This window comes from Pseudomonas sp. GW821-FHT02B10, assembly GCF_059421865.1.
The window spans coordinates 154,844-171,159 of sequence record NZ_JBWKVU010000015.1 but is presented as its reverse complement, the minus strand read 5'-3'; the positions used below and the strand labels follow the sequence as shown (position 1 = coordinate 171,159).

At 66.0% G+C, this 16,316-nt stretch carries 14 protein-coding genes; 12 read left to right on the top strand and 2 right to left on the bottom strand.

Annotated features, from left to right (window positions below; genetic code table 11):
• The 9 genes from AC07VU_RS26695 to AC07VU_RS26655 all read left to right on the top strand — a co-directional run.
• On the top strand, nt 1-301 hold a 301-nt coding region (locus AC07VU_RS26695), incomplete at its 5' end, for an energy transducer TonB (protein ID WP_495030799.1).
• 50 nt (nt 302-351) lie between these two features.
• Entirely contained in the window at nt 352-1,059 is a 708-nt protein-coding gene (locus AC07VU_RS26690; protein WP_009048248.1) for a MotA/TolQ/ExbB proton channel family protein, read from the top strand.
• Nucleotides 1,059-1,460, top strand: a complete 402-nt coding sequence (locus AC07VU_RS26685) for an ExbD/TolR family protein (protein ID WP_009043172.1) — start codon at nt 1,059-1,061, stop codon at nt 1,458-1,460. The genes AC07VU_RS26690 and AC07VU_RS26685 overlap by 1 nt, the downstream gene beginning before the upstream one ends.
• Nucleotides 1,461-1,667: 207 nt before the next feature.
• On the top strand, nt 1,668-4,391 hold the full coding sequence (locus AC07VU_RS26680; protein WP_277588371.1) for a TonB-dependent receptor: 2,724 nt from the start codon (nt 1,668-1,670) through the stop codon (nt 4,389-4,391).
• 135 nt (nt 4,392-4,526) lie between these two features.
• Nucleotides 4,527-6,407: an extracellular solute-binding protein gene (locus tag AC07VU_RS26675; protein ID WP_495030798.1), complete on the top strand. Its 1,881-nt coding sequence runs from the start codon at nt 4,527-4,529 to the stop codon at nt 6,405-6,407.
• A gap of 1 nt (nt 6,408) precedes the next feature.
• A complete protein-coding gene (locus AC07VU_RS26670; RefSeq protein ID WP_009043169.1) occupies nt 6,409-7,473 on the top strand; it encodes a microcin C ABC transporter permease YejB in 1,065 nt (354 codons plus the stop codon).
• The gene (locus AC07VU_RS26665) at nt 7,473-8,495 is read left to right on the top strand and encodes an ABC transporter permease (RefSeq protein ID WP_495030797.1); all 1,023 of its coding nucleotides are present in this window, start codon (nt 7,473-7,475) and stop codon (nt 8,493-8,495) included. Before AC07VU_RS26670 ends, AC07VU_RS26665 begins: the two co-directional genes overlap by 1 nt.
• 1 nt (nt 8,496) lies before the next feature.
• Nucleotides 8,497-10,107 carry an ABC transporter ATP-binding protein gene (locus AC07VU_RS26660; RefSeq protein ID WP_495030796.1) on the top strand — a complete coding sequence of 537 codons (1,611 nt, stop codon included), beginning with the start codon at nt 8,497-8,499 and terminating at the stop codon, nt 10,105-10,107.
• A gap of 133 nt (nt 10,108-10,240) precedes the next feature.
• Nucleotides 10,241-10,837: a phage infection protein gene (locus tag AC07VU_RS26655; protein ID WP_495030795.1), complete on the top strand. Its 597-nt coding sequence runs from the start codon at nt 10,241-10,243 to the stop codon at nt 10,835-10,837.
• A gap of 100 nt (nt 10,838-10,937) precedes the next feature.
• On the opposite strand, the gene AC07VU_RS26650 is transcribed toward AC07VU_RS26655, so the two are convergent.
• Nucleotides 10,938-12,035 (bottom strand): DUF1615 domain-containing protein, encoded by a 1,098-nt coding sequence (locus tag AC07VU_RS26650; protein ID WP_053260519.1) that lies wholly within the window; start codon nt 12,033-12,035, stop codon nt 10,938-10,940.
• A gap of 186 nt (nt 12,036-12,221) precedes the next feature.
• Between AC07VU_RS26650 and AC07VU_RS26645 the strand changes: the two genes are divergently transcribed.
• The 3 genes from AC07VU_RS26645 to AC07VU_RS26635 are packed head-to-tail and all read left to right on the top strand — an operon-like array spanning nt 12,222 to nt 14,811.
• Complete coding sequence (locus AC07VU_RS26645) at nt 12,222-12,590, top strand: VOC family protein (RefSeq protein ID WP_277588367.1); 369 nt, start codon at nt 12,222-12,224, stop codon at nt 12,588-12,590.
• 33 nt (nt 12,591-12,623) lie between these two features.
• A complete protein-coding gene (locus AC07VU_RS26640; RefSeq protein WP_274306328.1) occupies nt 12,624-13,238 on the top strand; it encodes a LysE family translocator in 615 nt (204 codons plus the stop codon).
• Nucleotides 13,239-13,290: 52 nt separating this feature from the next.
• Nucleotides 13,291-14,811 carry an FAD-dependent oxidoreductase gene (locus AC07VU_RS26635; RefSeq protein ID WP_087088298.1) on the top strand — a complete coding sequence of 507 codons (1,521 nt, stop codon included), beginning with the start codon at nt 13,291-13,293 and terminating at the stop codon, nt 14,809-14,811.
• A 138-nt stretch (nt 14,812-14,949) separates the two neighbouring features.
• On the opposite strand, the gene hemB is transcribed toward AC07VU_RS26635, so the two are convergent.
• A complete protein-coding gene (gene hemB, locus AC07VU_RS26630) occupies nt 14,950-15,924 on the bottom strand; it encodes a porphobilinogen synthase (protein ID WP_053260515.1) in 975 nt (324 codons plus the stop codon).
• Nucleotides 15,925-16,316: the final 392 nt, after the last annotated feature.

Sequence of the window (16,316 nt, the reverse complement as noted above, 5' to 3'; positions counted from 1 at the left end):
CCCCGGGCCGGTCAAGGAATCGGCGGCGGTTTCCGGCCTGGCCAGCCTCGGCAACCCGCCGCCGGAATACCCGTCCCTGGCCCTGCGCCGCAACTGGGAAGGCACGGTGGTGCTGCGCATCAAGGTGCTGCCCAACGGCCGCGCCGGCAGCGTGGAAGTCACCCGTTCCAGCGGCAAGCCGCAACTGGACGAGGCCGCCGTGGCCGCGGTGAAGAACTGGAAATTCATCCCGGCCAAGCGCGGCGACACGCCGATCGAAGGCTTCGCCACCCAGACCATCGATTTCAAATTGCCGCAATGACCGCGGCCTGACCTGAACTCACAACCTGTTTACGCATGCGAGGTGTAGCCATGAACGATTCCCTGACATCCCTGATTGTCCCCGGCGTGCTCTGGGCCCTGGTGCTGTTTTCCGTGGTCAGCTGGGCACTGCTGCTGGTCAAGTCGGCGCAGTACCTGCGGCAGAAGACCCAGAACCGGCAGTTCAGCAAGGCCTTCTGGAGCGCCCCGGACCTGCTCACCGCCGCCGAGCACGCCAGCCAGTACCCCGGCTCCCTGGCGCGCATCGCCAGCAGCGGTTTCGAGGCCCTGCTGGTGGAAGAGTCGCCGCGCACCACCCAGCAGTTGGCCCACACCATCAACCGCGCCGACCGCCTGGAGCGCAACCTGCGCCAACAGATCCAGAAGGAGCGCCGGGCCCTGGAAAGCGGCCAGGCGGTGCTCGCCAGTATCGGCAGCACCGCGCCCTTCATCGGCCTGTTCGGTACCGTCTGGGGGATCATGGAGGCCCTGCAGAGCATCGGCGCCAGCGGTTCGGCCAGCCTGGAAACCGTGGCCGGGCCGATCGGCCATGCGTTGATCGCCACCGGCGTGGGCATTGCCGTCGCCGTGCCGGCGGTGCTGATCTACAACTTCTTCCTGCGCCGCCTGAAGCTGGCCTCGGCCAGCATGGACGACTTCGCCCATGACTTCGACGCCCTGGCCCAGCGCAGCGCCTTCGCCATCAGCCGCCAGGCCATCGCCAGCAAGACCGCCCACGCCGTACGGGAGGCCAGCTGATGTCCTTCTCTACTCAAGACAGCGACGAAGTGCTCAGTGAAATGAACGTCACGCCACTGGTGGACGTGATGCTGGTGCTGCTGGTGGTGTTCATCGTCACCGCCCCGCTGATGACCAACGCGATCAAGGTCAACCTGCCGAAAACCGACGCCGTGGCCCCTGCCGAGAAGAAAGACCCGGTGGTGGTCAGCGTCGACCAGGACGGCAAGTTCTACCTGGCCAAGTCCGAAGTGGCCCCCGAGCTGCTGGAAAGCAGCCTCAAGGAGGTCAAGGCCAAGGACAGCGAGGTGCGCGTGCAATTGCAGGCCGACGCCGCCGTCAACTACGGCCAGGTGGCCAAGGCCATGGCCTCCATCGAACGTTCGGGAATCACCAGGATATCCGTGATGACCACCCGATGAAGGCAGTGCCTGGCGCCCCCTGAGGGACGCGCCAGGCACTGCCTCGAAAAATCCCGTCGCAATCGGCCGACCGCAAGACGCCACGCGCCTGCGGAGGGGATCGGCTTGCTTGAAGAAAGTGGTTTTCCGGGGCCGGTACAACCCAGCCGGAGCAATGAGGGCCCACAAGGCCATTTCGATAAACGTCTGAAAGAGTCGGAAGTAATCATGCTGATGAACATTCCACGTTTCACGCTCAAGCCACTGGTGACCACGCTGCAACGGCACCGTTTTGTCCCGCTGTACCTGATGGCCATGGGCCTGGGCGCCGGCACCACGCAAGCCGCGGAAGAGGACGCTGACAGCAGCGCCGCCGTCTCAGCCGCCAGTGCCGCGGCCGTGGCGCCCACCACCCAGCTGCAACGGGTCGAAGTGACAGGTTCGGCGATCCGCCGGGTCGATGCCGAAACCGCCGTGCCGATCACCATCCTGCGCGCCGAAGAGCTGCGCAAACAGGGGGTGAGCACCACCGCCGAACTGGTGCAGCGCATCACCGGCAGCCAGTCGATCAACAACAGCGCCGGCTCGGTGGGAGCCGCCACCGGCGGCGCCTCTTTCGCCGACATGCGCGGCATCGGCGCCAACAAGACCCTGGTGCTGCTCAACGGCCGGCGCCTGGCCAACAACGCGTTGTCGGGCACCAACTCGGCCGGCGGCGCGGTGGACCTGAACATGATCCCCTTCGCCGCCATCGACCGGGTCGAAGTGCTGCGCGACGGCGCCTCGGCCCTCTACGGCACCGACGCCATCGGCGGCGTGATCAACTTCATCACCAAAAAATCCATGACCGATGGCCAGTTGACTCTCGGTGGCGAAACCCCGACCCACAGCGGCGGCGGTGCGAGCAAGGACATGAGCGCCAGCTGGGGCTTCGGCGACCTGGAAGAAGACCGCTTCAACGTGCTCGGGGTGTTCAACTACAACAAGCAGCAGAACCTCGATGCCAACGACCGCTCCTTCGCCACCGACTACCGCCCCGGCCGCGGCCTCGACCAGACCTCGGGCACGGCCTTTCCGGGCAACTACACCCAGGGCGACAACGCCACCAACCCGCTGGCCGGCAGCAACTGCAACGGACCGAACCTGATTGCCCGCCAGGGCCTGTGCCGCTTCAGTACCCGCGAGTACATCGACCTGGTGCCGGAGACCGAAAAGACCTCGTTCTTCGGCAAGAGCACCGCCAAGCTGGCCGACGACCACAACGTCAACCTGGAGTACTTCTGGTCGCGCAACAACAACGCCACGGCGGTCGGCCCGGCCCCCCTCACCGGCCTGAGCCTGGACGCTTCCTCGCCCTACTACCCGGGCAACGGCATCACCCCGGCGCCGACCGGTTTCAGCCTCGACCCGAGCCAGCCGATCGGCGTGAACTGGCGCGAAACCGCCGCCGGTGCGCGGGAATCCAAGGACCAGAACACCAGCCAGCGCTTCGTCCTGAGTTTCGACGGCCTGGTGGCCGGCTGGGACTACAACCTCGGTGCCTCCTACAACCAGAACAAGGTGGTCTCCAGCGTCACCAACGGCTACGTCAGCGACCGCGCGATGATCGCCGGCCTGGCCAGCGGCCTGCTCAACCCGTTCGGCCCGCAGACCCAGGCCGGCCAGGACTACATCGAGCAGGCGGCCTACCACGGCGCCTACTCCACGGCTGTCGGCCGGGTCGTCGGTTTCGATGGGCGCGTCAGCCGCGAAATCGGCGACTGGTTCGGTGCCGGTCCCTCCGGCCTGGCCCTGGGCGGCGAGTACCGCAAGGAGAAATTCCACCAGGACTACGAAGAGTTCGCCGGTGACATCCAGAGCCTGGGCATCGACCCGTCCGGCAGCGTCGAGGGCAATCGCAGTGTCAGGGCGGCCTACGCCGAACTGAACGTACCGGTGCTCGACAGCCTGGAACTGTCCGTGGCCATCCGCCACGACAAATACAGCGACTTCGGCAGCACCACCAACCCGAAATACTCGTTCCGCTACCAGCCGCTCAAGGAACTGGTGGTGCGCGGTGCCTACAGTGAAGGTTTCCGCGCGCCGTCGCTGTACGAACTGTATGCGCCGCGCAGCATCACCTACACCCAGGGCTACTACAACGACCCGGTGCTCTGTACCGGCGGCGTGGTGCAACCCGGCGGCAACGGCGGGCGTGACTGCGGCCAGCAGTTCCTCAACCAGATCGGCGGCAACACCGACCTGGCCCCGGAAAAGGCCCGCAACGTGACCCTGGGCTTCGTCTATCAGCCGATCCGTGACCTGTCGGTGGGCCTGGACTTCTGGTGGATTCACATCTCCAACCAGATCCAACCGTTCCCCGAATCCACGGTATTCGACCAGTCCGGCGCCTATGCCGACCGCTTCGTGCGCAACGCCGACGGTTCGTTGAACTACATCGTCACCGGCAACGCCAACCTGGGCATAGTCGAAACCAATGGTGTCGACGTGTCCCTGGACTATCGTTTCCCCAATACCCCCTACGGCCAGTTCGGCCTCGGGCTGCAAGGCACCTACGTCAAGAGCTACGACTTCCAGAGCACCATCAAGGGGCCGTTCACCGACAAGGTCGGCGACTTCGAGGGCGATGGCGTGATCGCCCGCTGGAAACACAACCTCACCGGCACCTGGACCCTGGGCGCCGCGCGGGCCTCGCTGAGCAACCGCTTCACCACCGGCTACAACGACTACGACCGCAGCACCAACGCCCGCGTGGCCTCGTACTCGGTGTGGGACCTGGCGGCCGGCTACACCTTCGACAAGGTGCTGGACGTCGACGCCGGGGTGAAGAACGTCTTCGACCGCGACCCACCGTTCTCCAACCAGGCCTACAACTTCCAGAGCGGCTACGACCCTCGTTACACCGACCCGCTGGGCCGCACCCTGTTCGCGCGCATGACGTACCACTTCTGAGTCACCGCCGGGGCCGCGCAAGACTCCGGCCGGCCCCGGCCGCATTGCGAATTCGCGCCCCATGGCGGCCCGCCGCCGTGGGTCTTTTCGCCCTGCCGACCCAGGCTTTCCGGCATCACGAGGAACCTTTCGATCATGTCTGCACTGACCCGCACCCTGGCTGGGCTGGCGCTGGCCGCCGCGCTGCTTGGCGCCGCCGGCGGGGCCCTGGCCGCCGCCCATGGCAGCTATGCCATGACGGTCTATGGCGAACCGCCGAAGTACCCGCCGGGCTTCCAGCACTTCGACTACGTCAACCCCGATGCGCCCAAGGGCGGCTCCCTGAGCCGCGCCTCGATGGAGATCGGCCAGTTCAACTACATCACCCCCTATGCCGACCAGGGCATCGCGGTGGCCCAGGTCAACGACTGGGTGTATTCGCCCCTGGCCTTTCGCTCCCTGGACGAGCCCTACACCGTCTACGGGCTGGTGGCCGAACGCATGGAGCGCGACCCCGACGGCCTGTGGGTGCGCTTCTACCTCGACCCCAGGGCACGCTTCGCCGATGGCACGCCGATCACCGCGCAAGACGTGCGCTACACCTTCGACCTGCTGCTGAGCAAGGGCAGCCTGAGCTATCGCCAGCTGTACGGCGACGTGCGGGACGTGGTGATCGAAGGCCCCGGGCAGGTGCGCTTCGACTTCAAGAACAACCTCAACCGCACCCTGGCCCTGGACCTGGCGACCCTGCGCGTGCTGCCCGAACACTGGTGGAAGAGCCGCGACTTCGCCAACGGCGGCGGTTTCGAGCCGCCCCTGGGCAGCGGGCCATACAAGGTCGGCAAGGTCGACGCCGGGCGCAGCATCAGCTTCGAGCGCGACCCGAACTGGTGGGCCAGGGACCTGCCGGTCAGCCGCGGCCTGTACAACTTCGACCGCCTGACGGTGAATTTCTACGGCGACACCGACGTCGCGCGCCAGTTGCTGCAGGCCGGCGCCTTCGACTACAACCGCGAGTTTTCCTCGTCCGGTTACGTGGTCGGCTACGACAGCCCGGCCCTGCGCGACGGCCGCCTGCAACAGGCGATCCTCGCACCCGACAAGCCCACCGCCGCCCAGGGCTTTGTGTTCAACCTGCAGCAGCCGGTCTTCCACGACCGCCGGGTGCGCCAGGCGCTGACCCTGCTGTGGGATTTCGAGTGGACCAACAAGCAGATGATGCGCGGCTTCTACGTGCGCCAGCAGAGCTACTGGCCGAAAAGCGAGATGGCCGCCACCGCCCTGCCGGACGCCCGCGAACGGGAGATCCTCGAACCCCTGCGCGGACAGATCCCCGACGAAGTCTTCACCCAGGTCTACCGGGCCCCGCAGACCGACGGCAGCGGCCGCATCCGCGACAAGCAGCTGCAGGCCCTGCGCCTGCTGGCCGAGGCCGGCTGGACACCCCGGAACAACCGTTTGGTGAACGCCGCCGGCGAGCCACTGGAGTTCACCTTTCTCGATGGCCAGGGCGGCTTCGACCGCATGCTGCTGCCGTACAAACGCACCCTGGCGCAGATCGGCATCACCCTCAACCTGCGGCGCATCGATTCGGCGCAGTACATCAACCTGCTCAACGCCCGGGACTACGACATGATCGTCACCAGCTTCCCCCGCAGCGGCGACCCCATCGTCTCCCCGGGTCGCGAGCTGTACAGCCTGTACGGTTCGCAAAGCGCGACCCAGGTCGGTAGCTCCAACTCCATGGTGCTGGCCAACCCGGCAGTGGACCGCCTGATCGATGGCCTGGTCCAGGCCAATAGCCGCGACGAGATGGTGCATTACGCCCGGGCCCTGGACCGGGTGCTGCAATGGGGCCAATACATGATTCCCAATTACTACTCCAAGGGCACGCCCACGGTGTTCCAGAACCGCTTCGGTCGGCCGGCCATCGCGCCGATCTACGACGAGGGCCTGAACACCTGGTGGGAGGTCAGCCCCAAGGCCCTGACCAGCCGCCAGATGAGCACCCTGCGCGGCACCGTGGAGGCGCACTGACATGGGCCGTTACCTGAGTCGTCGCCTGCTGCTGATCATCCCCACCCTGCTGTGCATCCTGGTGGTCAACTTCCTGATCGTCCAGGCCGCGCCCGGCGGCCCGGTGGAACAGGCCATCGCCCGCCTGCAAGGCTTCGGCGGGCATGCCATGGGCGGTGGCGCCGAGGTCGCCGCGGTGGGTGGCGGCGGACGCAGCAGCCGTGGCCTGGACCCGGCGCTGATCGAGGAGATCAAGCACCACTACGGCTTCGACAAGCCAATGCACCAGCGCCTGTGGCTGATGCTGAAGAACTACGCGCAACTGGACTTCGGCAACAGCTTCTTCCGCGGGGCCAAGGTCACCGACCTGATCCTGCAGAAACTGCCGACCTCGCTGTCCCTGGGCCTGTGGGCGACCCTGATCACCTACCTGGTGTCGATTCCCCTGGGAGTGCGCAAGGCGATCCGCAATGGCAGCGCCTTCGATGCCTGGACCAGCAGCGCCATCGTCCTCGGCTACGCCATGCCGGCGTTCCTGTTCGCCATCCTGCTGATCGTGGTGTTCGCCGGCGGCAGCTACCTGGACTGGTTCCCGGTGCAGGGCCTGGTCTCGGACAACTTCGCCAGCCTCGGACCCCTGGCCAAGGTCGGCGACTACCTGTGGCACCTGGTGCTGCCGGTGTCGGCGCTGGTGATCGGCGGCTTCGCCACCCTGACCCTGCTGACCAAGAACAGCTTCCTCAACGAGATCAGCCGCCAGTACGTGGTCACCGCCCGGGCCAAGGGCCTGAGCGAGCGTCGGGTGCTCTACGGCCATGTGTTTCGCAACGCCATGCTGCTGGTGATCGCCGGCATTCCCACGGCGCTGATCGAGGTGTTCTTCGCCGGCTCGCTGCTGATCGAGACCCTCTTCAACCTCGACGGCCTCGGCCGCATGAGCTACGAGGCGGCGGTGTCGCGGGACTACCCGGTGGTGTTCGGCGCGCTGTTCCTGTTCACCCTGTTCGGCCTGCTGATCAAGCTGATCGGCGACCTGTGCTACAGCCTGGTCGATCCGCGCATCGACTTCTCGGCGAGGACTGCCTGATGTTCACACTCTCTCCCCTGGGCCGTCGTCGCATCGAGCACTTCAAGGCCAACCGCCGGGGTCGCTGGTCGCTGTGGCTGTTTATCGGCCTGTGCCTGGTCTGCCTGGGCGGCGAGCTGATCGCCAACGACAAGCCCCTGGTCATCCGCTATCACGGCGCCTGGTATTTCCCGATCCTCAGCGACTACGACGAAACCGAGTTCGGCGGCGAACTGCCGTTCCAGCCCGACTATTCCAGCAGCTACGTGCACGAACTGATCGAGGGCCAGGGCGGCTGGATGCTGTTCCCGCCGATCCCCTTCAGCTACGACACGGTCAACTACGACCTCAGCCTGCCGGCCCCCAGCCCGCCCTCGGCGCAGAACTGGCTGGGCACCGACGACCAGGCCCGGGACGTGCTGGCGCGGGTGATCTTCGGCACACGGGTGTCGATCCTGTTCGCCCTGGTGCTGACCGCCATCAGCGCGCTGATCGGCATCACCGCCGGCGCCCTGCAGGGTTATTACGGCGGCTGGGTCGACCTGTTCGGGCAGCGCCTGCTGGAAATCTGGTCGGGGCTGCCGGTGCTGTACCTGCTGATCATTCTCTCGGGGTTCGTCTCGCCGAGCTTCTGGTGGCTGCTGGGGATCATGGCGCTGTTCTCCTGGCTGGCCCTGGTGGACGTGGTGCGCGCCGAGTTCCTGCGCGGGCGCAACCTGGAGTACGTCAAGGCCGCCCGGGCCCTGGGCCTGAGCGACGGCGAGCTGATGCGCCGGCACATCCTGCCCAACGCCATGACCTCCACCCTGACCTACCTGCCGTTCATTCTCACCGGCGCCATCGCCACCCTCACCGCCCTGGATTTTCTCGGCTTCGGCATGCCCGCCGGCACCGCCTCCCTGGGCGAACTGATCGGCCAGGCCAAGCGCAATCTGCAAGCCCCCTGGCTGGGCCTGACGGCGTTTTTCGCCCTGGCGCTGATTCTCTCGTTGCTGGTGTTTATCGGCGAAGCCTGCCGCGACGCCTTCGATCCCCGGAGCTGACATGCACGACAACCTGATTGAAATCCGCAACCTCAAGGTGGCCTTCGCCGGCACCGAAGTGGTCCATGGCCTGGACCTGGATATCCGCCGTGGCGAATGCCTGGCCCTGGTGGGCGAGTCCGGCTCGGGCAAGTCGGTGACCGCCCACTCGATCCTGCGCCTGCTGCCGGCGCAGAAGGTGCAGACCCAGGGCAGCATCCGCTACGCCGGCCTGGACCTGGTGCAGGCCAGTGACGCCCAGTTGCGCACCCTGCGCGGCAACCGCATCGCGATGATCTTCCAGGAACCCATGACCTCGCTGAACCCGCTGCACACCGTGGAGAAACAGATCGGCGAAGTGCTGGACGTGCACAAGGGCCTGCGCGGTCGCGCGGCCCGGGCGCGGACCCTGGAACTGCTGGAGCTGGTGGGTATCGGCGAGCCACACAAACGCCTCAAGGCCTACCCGCACCAGTTGTCCGGCGGCCAGCGCCAGCGGGTGATGATCGCCATGGCCCTGGCCAACGAGCCGGAATTGTTGATCGCCGACGAGCCGACCACGGCGCTGGATGTGACGGTGCAGCGCAAGATCCTCGAACTGCTGATCGCGTTGCAGCAACGCCTGGGCATGTCGCTGCTGCTGATCAGCCACGACCTCAACCTGGTGCGGCGCATCGCCCAGCGGGTGTGCGTGATGCGCCAGGGCGAGATCGTCGAGCAGGCCGAGTGCGAGGCGCTGTTTAGCGCCCCACGGCATCCCTACAGTCGCTTGCTGATCGAAGCCGAGCCCAGCGGCGCCCCGGTGCCCAGCGCCTATTCGCACAATCTGCTGGAAGTGAGTGAACTCAAGGTCTGGTTTCCCCTGCCCAAGGGCCTGTTCAGCCGCCAGCGCGACTACATCAAGGCGGTGGACGGCGTCAGCCTGAGCCTGCACCGGGGCAAGACCCTGGGCATCGTCGGCGAGTCCGGCTCGGGCAAGTCCACCCTCGGCCAGGCGATCCTGCGGCTGGTGGAGTCCGAGGGTGGCGTCCGCTTCGGCAACAAGGAGCTGAGCATCCTCAACCAGCGCCTGATGCGCCCCTTGCGCCGGCAGTTGCAGGTGGTGTTCCAGGATCCGTTCGGCAGCCTCAGCCCGCGCATGTCGGTGCAACAGATCATCGCCGAAGGCCTGCTGACCCACGGTATCGGCACCGCCGAGGAACGCGAGGCGGCGGTGATCCGCGTGCTCGAGGAAGTCGGCCTCGACCCGCGGAGCCGCCACCGCTACCCCCACGAATTTTCCGGCGGCCAGCGCCAGCGCATCGCCATCGCCCGCGCCCTGGTGCTGGAGCCGGCGCTGATCCTGCTGGACGAACCCACCTCGGCCCTCGACCGCACCGTACAGAAGCAGGTGGTCCAGCTGCTGCGGGAGTTGCAGGTGCGCCACGGCCTGACCTACCTGTTTATCAGCCACGACCTGGCGGTGGTCCACGCCCTGGCCCACGACCTGATCGTGATCAAGGACGGCAAGGTGGTGGAACAAGGGCCGTCGCAGGCGATCTTCAGCGCGCCGCAACACCCCTATACCCGGGAGCTGTTGCAGGCTTCGGGGCTGCAATGGAGCCCGCCGCAGGCCTGCGAAGAACCGGCCTGAGGCTCTGTTCCGGGGGTTGGCGCAGCTATCATTGGCGTCGATGGTCACCATCGACCCAATGAAATTCTCAAAAAAAATCCGCCGCGTAACATCTGCTCCATACCAACCAAACAACACCCCGGAGCACACCACCATGAAACGCCAAATTCTTCTCAGCATCGCTTTCTCGGTTCTTGCAGCAAACGCTTTTGCCGCGTCCTCGGCCTACCCGGTGGTCGCCGAAGGTGGCTCGGATCGCCTGATTGAAAAACGTGTCGCCGAAGGTGGCGCCGATCGCTTGATCGAACGTCGCGTTGCCGAAGGTGGTTCCGACCGTCTGATCGAGCGTCGCGTTGCCGAAGGTGGCTCCGATCGCTTGATCGAACGTCGCGTTGCCGAAGGTGGCTCCGATCGTCTGATCGAGCGCCGTGTTGCCGAAGGTGGCTCCGATCGTCTGATCGAACGTCGCGTTGCCGAAGGTGGTTCCGACCGTCTGATCGAGCGTCGCGTTGCCGAAGGTGGTTCCGACCGTCTGATCGAGCGTCGCGTTGCCGAAGGTGGCTCCGATCGTCTGATCGAACGCCGTGTCGCTGAAGGTGGTGCTGATCGTCTGATCGAACGCCGCGTTGCCGAAGGTGGCTCCGACCGTCTGATCGAACGTCGTGTTGCCGAAGGTGGCTCCGACCGTCTGATCGAACGTCGCGTTGCCGAAGGTGGTTCCGACCGTCTGATCGAGCGTCGCGCCGTATGATTGCGCGGTCCGCAGTACTCGAAAAAAAGCCCGGCCTTATCAGCCGGGCTTTTTTCATTTCAGGGCATCGGGATTCCCCGATCGATCGCTTTCACCCTGCTCACTTCGCCATGCAGCGCTGATACCGCTCGTCCACCCGTTTGGCGAACCAGGCGGTGGTCAGTTTGCGGGTGATCTTCGGGCTCTTCAGCTGGATGCCCGGCAGGATCTGCCGCGGCAAAGCCTTGCCCTGGGCCTGATCGGCCAAGGCGAATACCCGCTTGTACAGCTTGGTGTCTTCGAACTCGAGGCTGTTGCCCTTCTCCAGCTGGTTGCGAATGGTCGGGTTGCGCATGTCCAGGGATTTGCCCAGGGCGCGCGCCGCCAGCTCGGTGCTGCCGGGCATGATCGAGTCGTAGCGGATCAGGTCGCCGTCCAGCGCCAGGGAAATCCCCGAGGCCACGCTCAGGGCGTTCTGGAACGCGGCATTGCGGCTGGCGTACCAGCCGGCGTTGAAATCGGCGAAGCGGTACAGCGGCTGCGGGTAATTCACCGGGTAACCGAGCAAGTGGGCGATGCCGAAATACATGCCGCCACGCCGGCTGAACACCTCGCGGCGGATCGAGCCGTCCACGCTGTAGGGGTAATTGCGTGCCTGCTGCTCGGCGAAGTCGATGCTGACCTGCATCGGCCCGCCGGTGTGCACCGGGTTAAAGCCGCCGAACAGGGTCTTGCCCATGGGCACGCTGCCGATGAAGTCGTCGAAGATCGTGCTCAGTTCCTTCTCCGTGCGCGCCCCGGCCAGGCGCTCGCTGTAGGACTTGCCGTTCGGCGAACGCACCTGTAACGCCGCGCTGACCAGCATCGACGGCACATGCACCTTGGCCGCGCGGCGGTCGATTTCGCTGCGGGCGATCTTGCCCAGCCCCGGCACCGGCGGGTCGACCTGATAGGTGGACTCCTGCTCGGCCACCGCCAGCACCGCGCAGAGGTTGCTCTTGCTCGGCTCGATGCCCTGGGCGGTAAAGGCCACCTGGATATCCCGGGCCCAGCCCTGGCGATCGGCGACCTTGGCCGGCAGCAGGCGCGCCACCTGGGCCTGGACCTGGGCCGGGCTGGGCGCCGGCGCCTTTGAACCGAACTGACCGGCACAGCCGGCCAGGGCCAGCGAGGCCGCGACAGCGGCCCAGCGAAGTGAATGCAGAGGTTTTATAGACATGGCTTCCCAGTAATTCCGAAGGTGGCCCGCGCTTGAGGTGCATGCGTCGCCGCGGATATCGACCCTCAAGGCGCCGCGCTGTTCCGTGCCAGCGACAGGCCATTTGAGCATTCCCCGTGACCGACGGCGAATTTCACCTAATCTGAAACCTCATCGCCCACAGAAAAACAACACAGGGGGCCTATCGTGAGCGTGCAACTCAACCACACCATCGTCTGGTGCCGCGACAAGCAACGGTCGACGGATTTTCTCGTGCAGGTGCTCGGCCTGCCGCCACCTGTGCCCTTCGGCCCGATGCTGGTGGTGCAACTGGATAACGGCGTGTCCCTGGATTACTACGACAACGACCCGCCCATCGCCTCCCAGCACTACGCCTTTCTGGTCGCCGCCGACGACTTCGAACCGATACTGCAACGCATTCGCCAGCGCGGCCTGGTGTTCTGGGCCGACCCGGGCAAGCAGCGCCCCAATGAAATCAACCGCCACGAAGGCGGACGCCGGGTGTATTTTGATGACCCCGACGGCCACCTGCTGGAAGTGTTCAGCCAGACCTGAGCGTCCTTTACCTGCCCTGGAGTCCCCTGCGCCATGCTCTCACTGGACTTTCTCATCACCTCGCTGATCGTCGTGCTGATCCCCGGCAGCGGCGTGATCCTGACCATTTCCACGGCACTGGTGGCCGGCAAGCGCGCCAGCCTGTTCACCGCCATCGGCTGCACCGCCGGGATAGTCCCGCACCTGCTGGCCTCGGTGCTGGGCCTGTCGGCCATCCTGCACACCAGCGCGCTGGCCTTCCAGGGCTTGAAGTTCGCCGGGGTCGCCTACCTGTTGTACCTGGCCTACGCCACCTGGCGCGACCGCTCGGCCTTCGCCGTGGACACCCACTTGCCCGCCACCAGCGCCGGCGGCCTGGTGCTCAAGGCCTGCCTGCTGAACATCCTCAACCCCAAGCTGACGATTTTCTTCCTGGCCTTCCTGCCGCAGTTCATCAGCCACGACGGCCCCTCGCCGGCCATGCAGATGCTCGGCCTGAGCGGTGTGTTCATGGCGATGACCTTCGCCGTATTCGTGATCTACGGCCTGCTGGCCAACCTGTTCCGCAAGGCAGTGATCGAATCGCCCCAGGTGCAGAACTGGCTGCGCCGCAGCTTTGCCGCGAGCTTCGCCGCCCTGGGCCTGAACCTGGCGTTCGCCCAGCGCTGAAACCTGCTACACGAAACCGGCATGACATTGATCTCTCGACGAGGGCAAGGACATGAACCGCAGCGACGTACTGATCATTGGCGCCGGCCCCACCGGCCTGGTTCTGGCGCTGTGGCTGAGCCGGCAAGGGGTCAAGGTGCGCATCCTCGACCAGACCGCCGGCCCCGGCACCACCTCCCGGGCCCTGGCGGTGCAGGCCCGGACCCTTGAGCTGTACCGCCAGCTGGACCTGACCCAGGCGATCCTCGACCAGGGTCACCGGGTGCCGGCCGCCAACCTCTGGGTCAAGGGCGAACAGGCCGCCCACCTGCCCCTGAGCAGCATCGGCGCCGACCTGACGCCCTACCCCTTCCTGGAAATCTACCCGCAGGACCAGCACGAACAACTGCTGATCGAGCGTCTGCAGCGTTTCGGCGTAACAGTCGAGCGCCAGACCGAACTGCTGGGCTTCATCGACCACGGCCACCTGGTCAGCGCCCAGCTGCGCGGCCCCGACGGCCAGGAGGAAACCTGCCAGGCCTTCTACCTGGCCGGCTGCGACGGCGCCCATTCGACAGTGCGCAAGACCCTGGGCATCGACTTTCCCGGCGGCACCTATCAGCAGGTGTTTTATGTGGCCGATGTCGACGCCCGCGGGCCGGCGCTCAATGGCGAGTTGCACGCGGACCTCGACGAGGCGGACTTCCTCGCGGTCTTTCCGCTGGCCGGCGAAGGCCGGGCACGGCTGATCGGCACGGTGCGCGACGAACGTGCCGAACAGGCGCAAACCCTCAGGTTCGAGGACGTCAGCCGGCGCGCCATGGACAACCTCAAGGTGCAGGTCGACAAGGTCAACTGGTTCTCCACCTACCGCGTGCATCACCGGGTGGCCGAGCGCTTCTTCAGCGGCCGCGCCTTCCTCCTCGGCGATGCCGCCCATGTGCACAGCCCGGCCGGCGGCCAGGGCATGAACACCGGGATCGGCGACGCCATTAACCTGGCCTGGAAACTCGCCGCGGTGCTCAACGGCAAGGCCGAGGAACACCTGCTGGCGACCTACGAGTTCGAACGCATCGAATTCGCCCGGCGCCTGGTGGCCACCACCGACCGGGTGTTCAGCTTCGTCACCGCCGACGGGCCGATCGCCAACCTGCTGCGCACCCGCCTGGCGCCGCTGCTGATCCCCAAGGTGACTGCGGTGGAAGCGGCGCGCGAGTTCCTGTTTCGCACGGTGTCGCAGATCACCCTCAACTACCGCGACATGCCCCTGAGCTGCGGCAGCGCCGGCCATGTCCACGGCGGCGATCGCCTGCCCTGGGCCCACGGCGCCGTCACCGACAATTTCGCCAGCCTCGACTACCTGGGGTGGCAGGTGCATGTGTACGGCGTCACCAGCGACGCCCTGCGCGCCTGGTGCGCCGAGCGGCAGATGCCGCTGACGGTGTTCGACTGGGAACCGGCGCACCAGGCCGCTGGCCTCGCGCGCAACGGCTTCTACCTGCTGCGGCCGGACACTTATGTGGCATTGGCGGAAAAATCGGCGGACCCGAAGGTGCTGGAACGCTATTTCGAGGAGCGCAAGATTACGCTGTGAGGGGGGGGGGTGGCAGGCGCGATAGTTGAACCGTGCCGGCTGACGTCATCGCCAGACTCGCTCCTGCACAGGACAGCGCCGACCCTGTAGGAGCGAGCTTGCTCGCGATAGAGCCCGCGAGGGCTCAGCCGGGATGCGTCAGATCCCGGCGAGCGCCAGGTCCATGGCGAAGTAGGTGAAGATCAGGTCGGCACCGGCGCGCTTGATCGAGCCCAGGCTTTCACGCACCACCCGCGCTTCGTCGATGGCCCCGGCCTGGGCGCCGAACTTGATCATCGCGTACTCGCCGCTGACCTGGTACGCCGTCACCGGCAGGCGCGAGGCTTCGCGGATGTCGCGGATGATGTCCAGGTAAGCGCCGGCCGGCTTGACCATCAGCGAGTCCGCGCCTTCCTGTTCGTCCAGCAAGGACTCGCGCACCGCTTCGCGGCGGTTCATCGGGTTCATCTGGTAGCTCTTGCGGTCGCCTTTCAAGGCGCTGCCGCCGGCCTCGCGGAACGGACCGTAGAGCGCCGAGGCAAACTTGGTGGAATAAGCCATGATCGCGGTCTGGCTGAAGCCGGCCTCGTCCAGGGCGCGGCGGATGGCCTGGACCTGCCCGTCCATGGCCGCCGACGGCGCGATCACATCGGCGCCGGCGCGGGCCGCGGCCACCGCCTGCTTGCCGAGGTTGACCAGGGTCTGGTCGTTGTCCACTTCATGGCCGTGCAGCACGCCGCAGTGGCCGTGATCGGTGTACTCGCAAAAGCAGGTGTCGGACATCACGATCATCTCCGGCACCGCGTCCTTGGCGATCCGCGACATGCGCGACACCAGGCCGTTGTCGTTCCAGGTGTCGCTGCCGTTGCTGTCCAGGTGGTGCGACACGCCGAAGGTCATCACCGACTTGATCCCGGCGCGGGCGTAACGCTCGATCTCCCCGGCCAGCTTCGATTCCGGAATGCGCATCACCCCCGGCATGCTCTTGATCGGCACGAAATCGTCGATCTCTTCCTCGACGAAAATCGGCAGCACCAGGTCGTTGAGGGTGAACTCGGTTTCCTGGAACAGGCTGCGCATCTGTTCGCTGCGGCGCAGGCGACGGGGACGGGCTTGGGGGAACTGGCTGGACATGGGACTTCCTCAGGGCAGGCCAAGTAAGACGAGGCTGGGCGCGAAAAGACCGCAGCCAAAAGAAGCGAAGCTTATGCCCCAAGCCCCGACCGGCACAAACACCGCGTCGCCAAAACTGTGTTTGCGCGTTGGTAACAATGCCGTGAAAGCAGGGGGTTACGCCTGTCAGACAAATGCTCCACGGCGAAACTGTCGCGTCGATTTTCGATCTAAATAAGACACGCAGAGCTGCGCAGGCCGGCCTTGAAGACCAGTGCCTGCGGCACTTGCTCGCCGCGTGTGCAGGACCTTGCGCCCGATAGAAGCGGGCCCGGGCGAATCATCTGCCGGGGACGACATCGATGACTCCAGTCGAGCTCCCTGGCAGCACGTTCGCGCGATGGCTGTCGCGG

Bases quoted from the DNA above. Each gene is read 5' to 3' on its own strand.
- AC07VU_RS26635 (WP_087088298.1), top strand. From the start codon at position 13,291: ATGAACCGCAGCGACGTACTGATCATTGGCGCCGGCCCCACCGGCCTG.
- AC07VU_RS26650 (WP_053260519.1), bottom strand. From the start codon at position 12,035: ATGTCTATAAAACCTCTGCATTCACTTCGCTGGGCCGCTGTCGCGGCC.
- AC07VU_RS26665 (WP_495030797.1), top strand. From the start codon at position 7,473: ATGTTCACACTCTCTCCCCTGGGCCGTCGTCGCATCGAGCACTTCAAG.
- AC07VU_RS26675 (WP_495030798.1), top strand. From the start codon at position 4,527: ATGTCTGCACTGACCCGCACCCTGGCTGGGCTGGCGCTGGCCGCCGCG.
- AC07VU_RS26660 (WP_495030796.1), top strand. From the start codon at position 8,497: ATGCACGACAACCTGATTGAAATCCGCAACCTCAAGGTGGCCTTCGCC.
- AC07VU_RS26690 (WP_009048248.1), top strand. From the start codon at position 352: ATGAACGATTCCCTGACATCCCTGATTGTCCCCGGCGTGCTCTGGGCC.
- AC07VU_RS26685 (WP_009043172.1), top strand. From the start codon at position 1,059: ATGTCCTTCTCTACTCAAGACAGCGACGAAGTGCTCAGTGAAATGAAC.
- AC07VU_RS26655 (WP_495030795.1), top strand. From the start codon at position 10,241: ATGAAACGCCAAATTCTTCTCAGCATCGCTTTCTCGGTTCTTGCAGCA.
- AC07VU_RS26640 (WP_274306328.1), top strand. From the start codon at position 12,624: ATGCTCTCACTGGACTTTCTCATCACCTCGCTGATCGTCGTGCTGATC.
- AC07VU_RS26680 (WP_277588371.1), top strand. From the start codon at position 1,668: ATGCTGATGAACATTCCACGTTTCACGCTCAAGCCACTGGTGACCACG.
- hemB (WP_053260515.1), bottom strand. From the start codon at position 15,924: ATGTCCAGCCAGTTCCCCCAAGCCCGTCCCCGTCGCCTGCGCCGCAGC.
- AC07VU_RS26670 (WP_009043169.1), top strand. From the start codon at position 6,409: ATGGGCCGTTACCTGAGTCGTCGCCTGCTGCTGATCATCCCCACCCTG.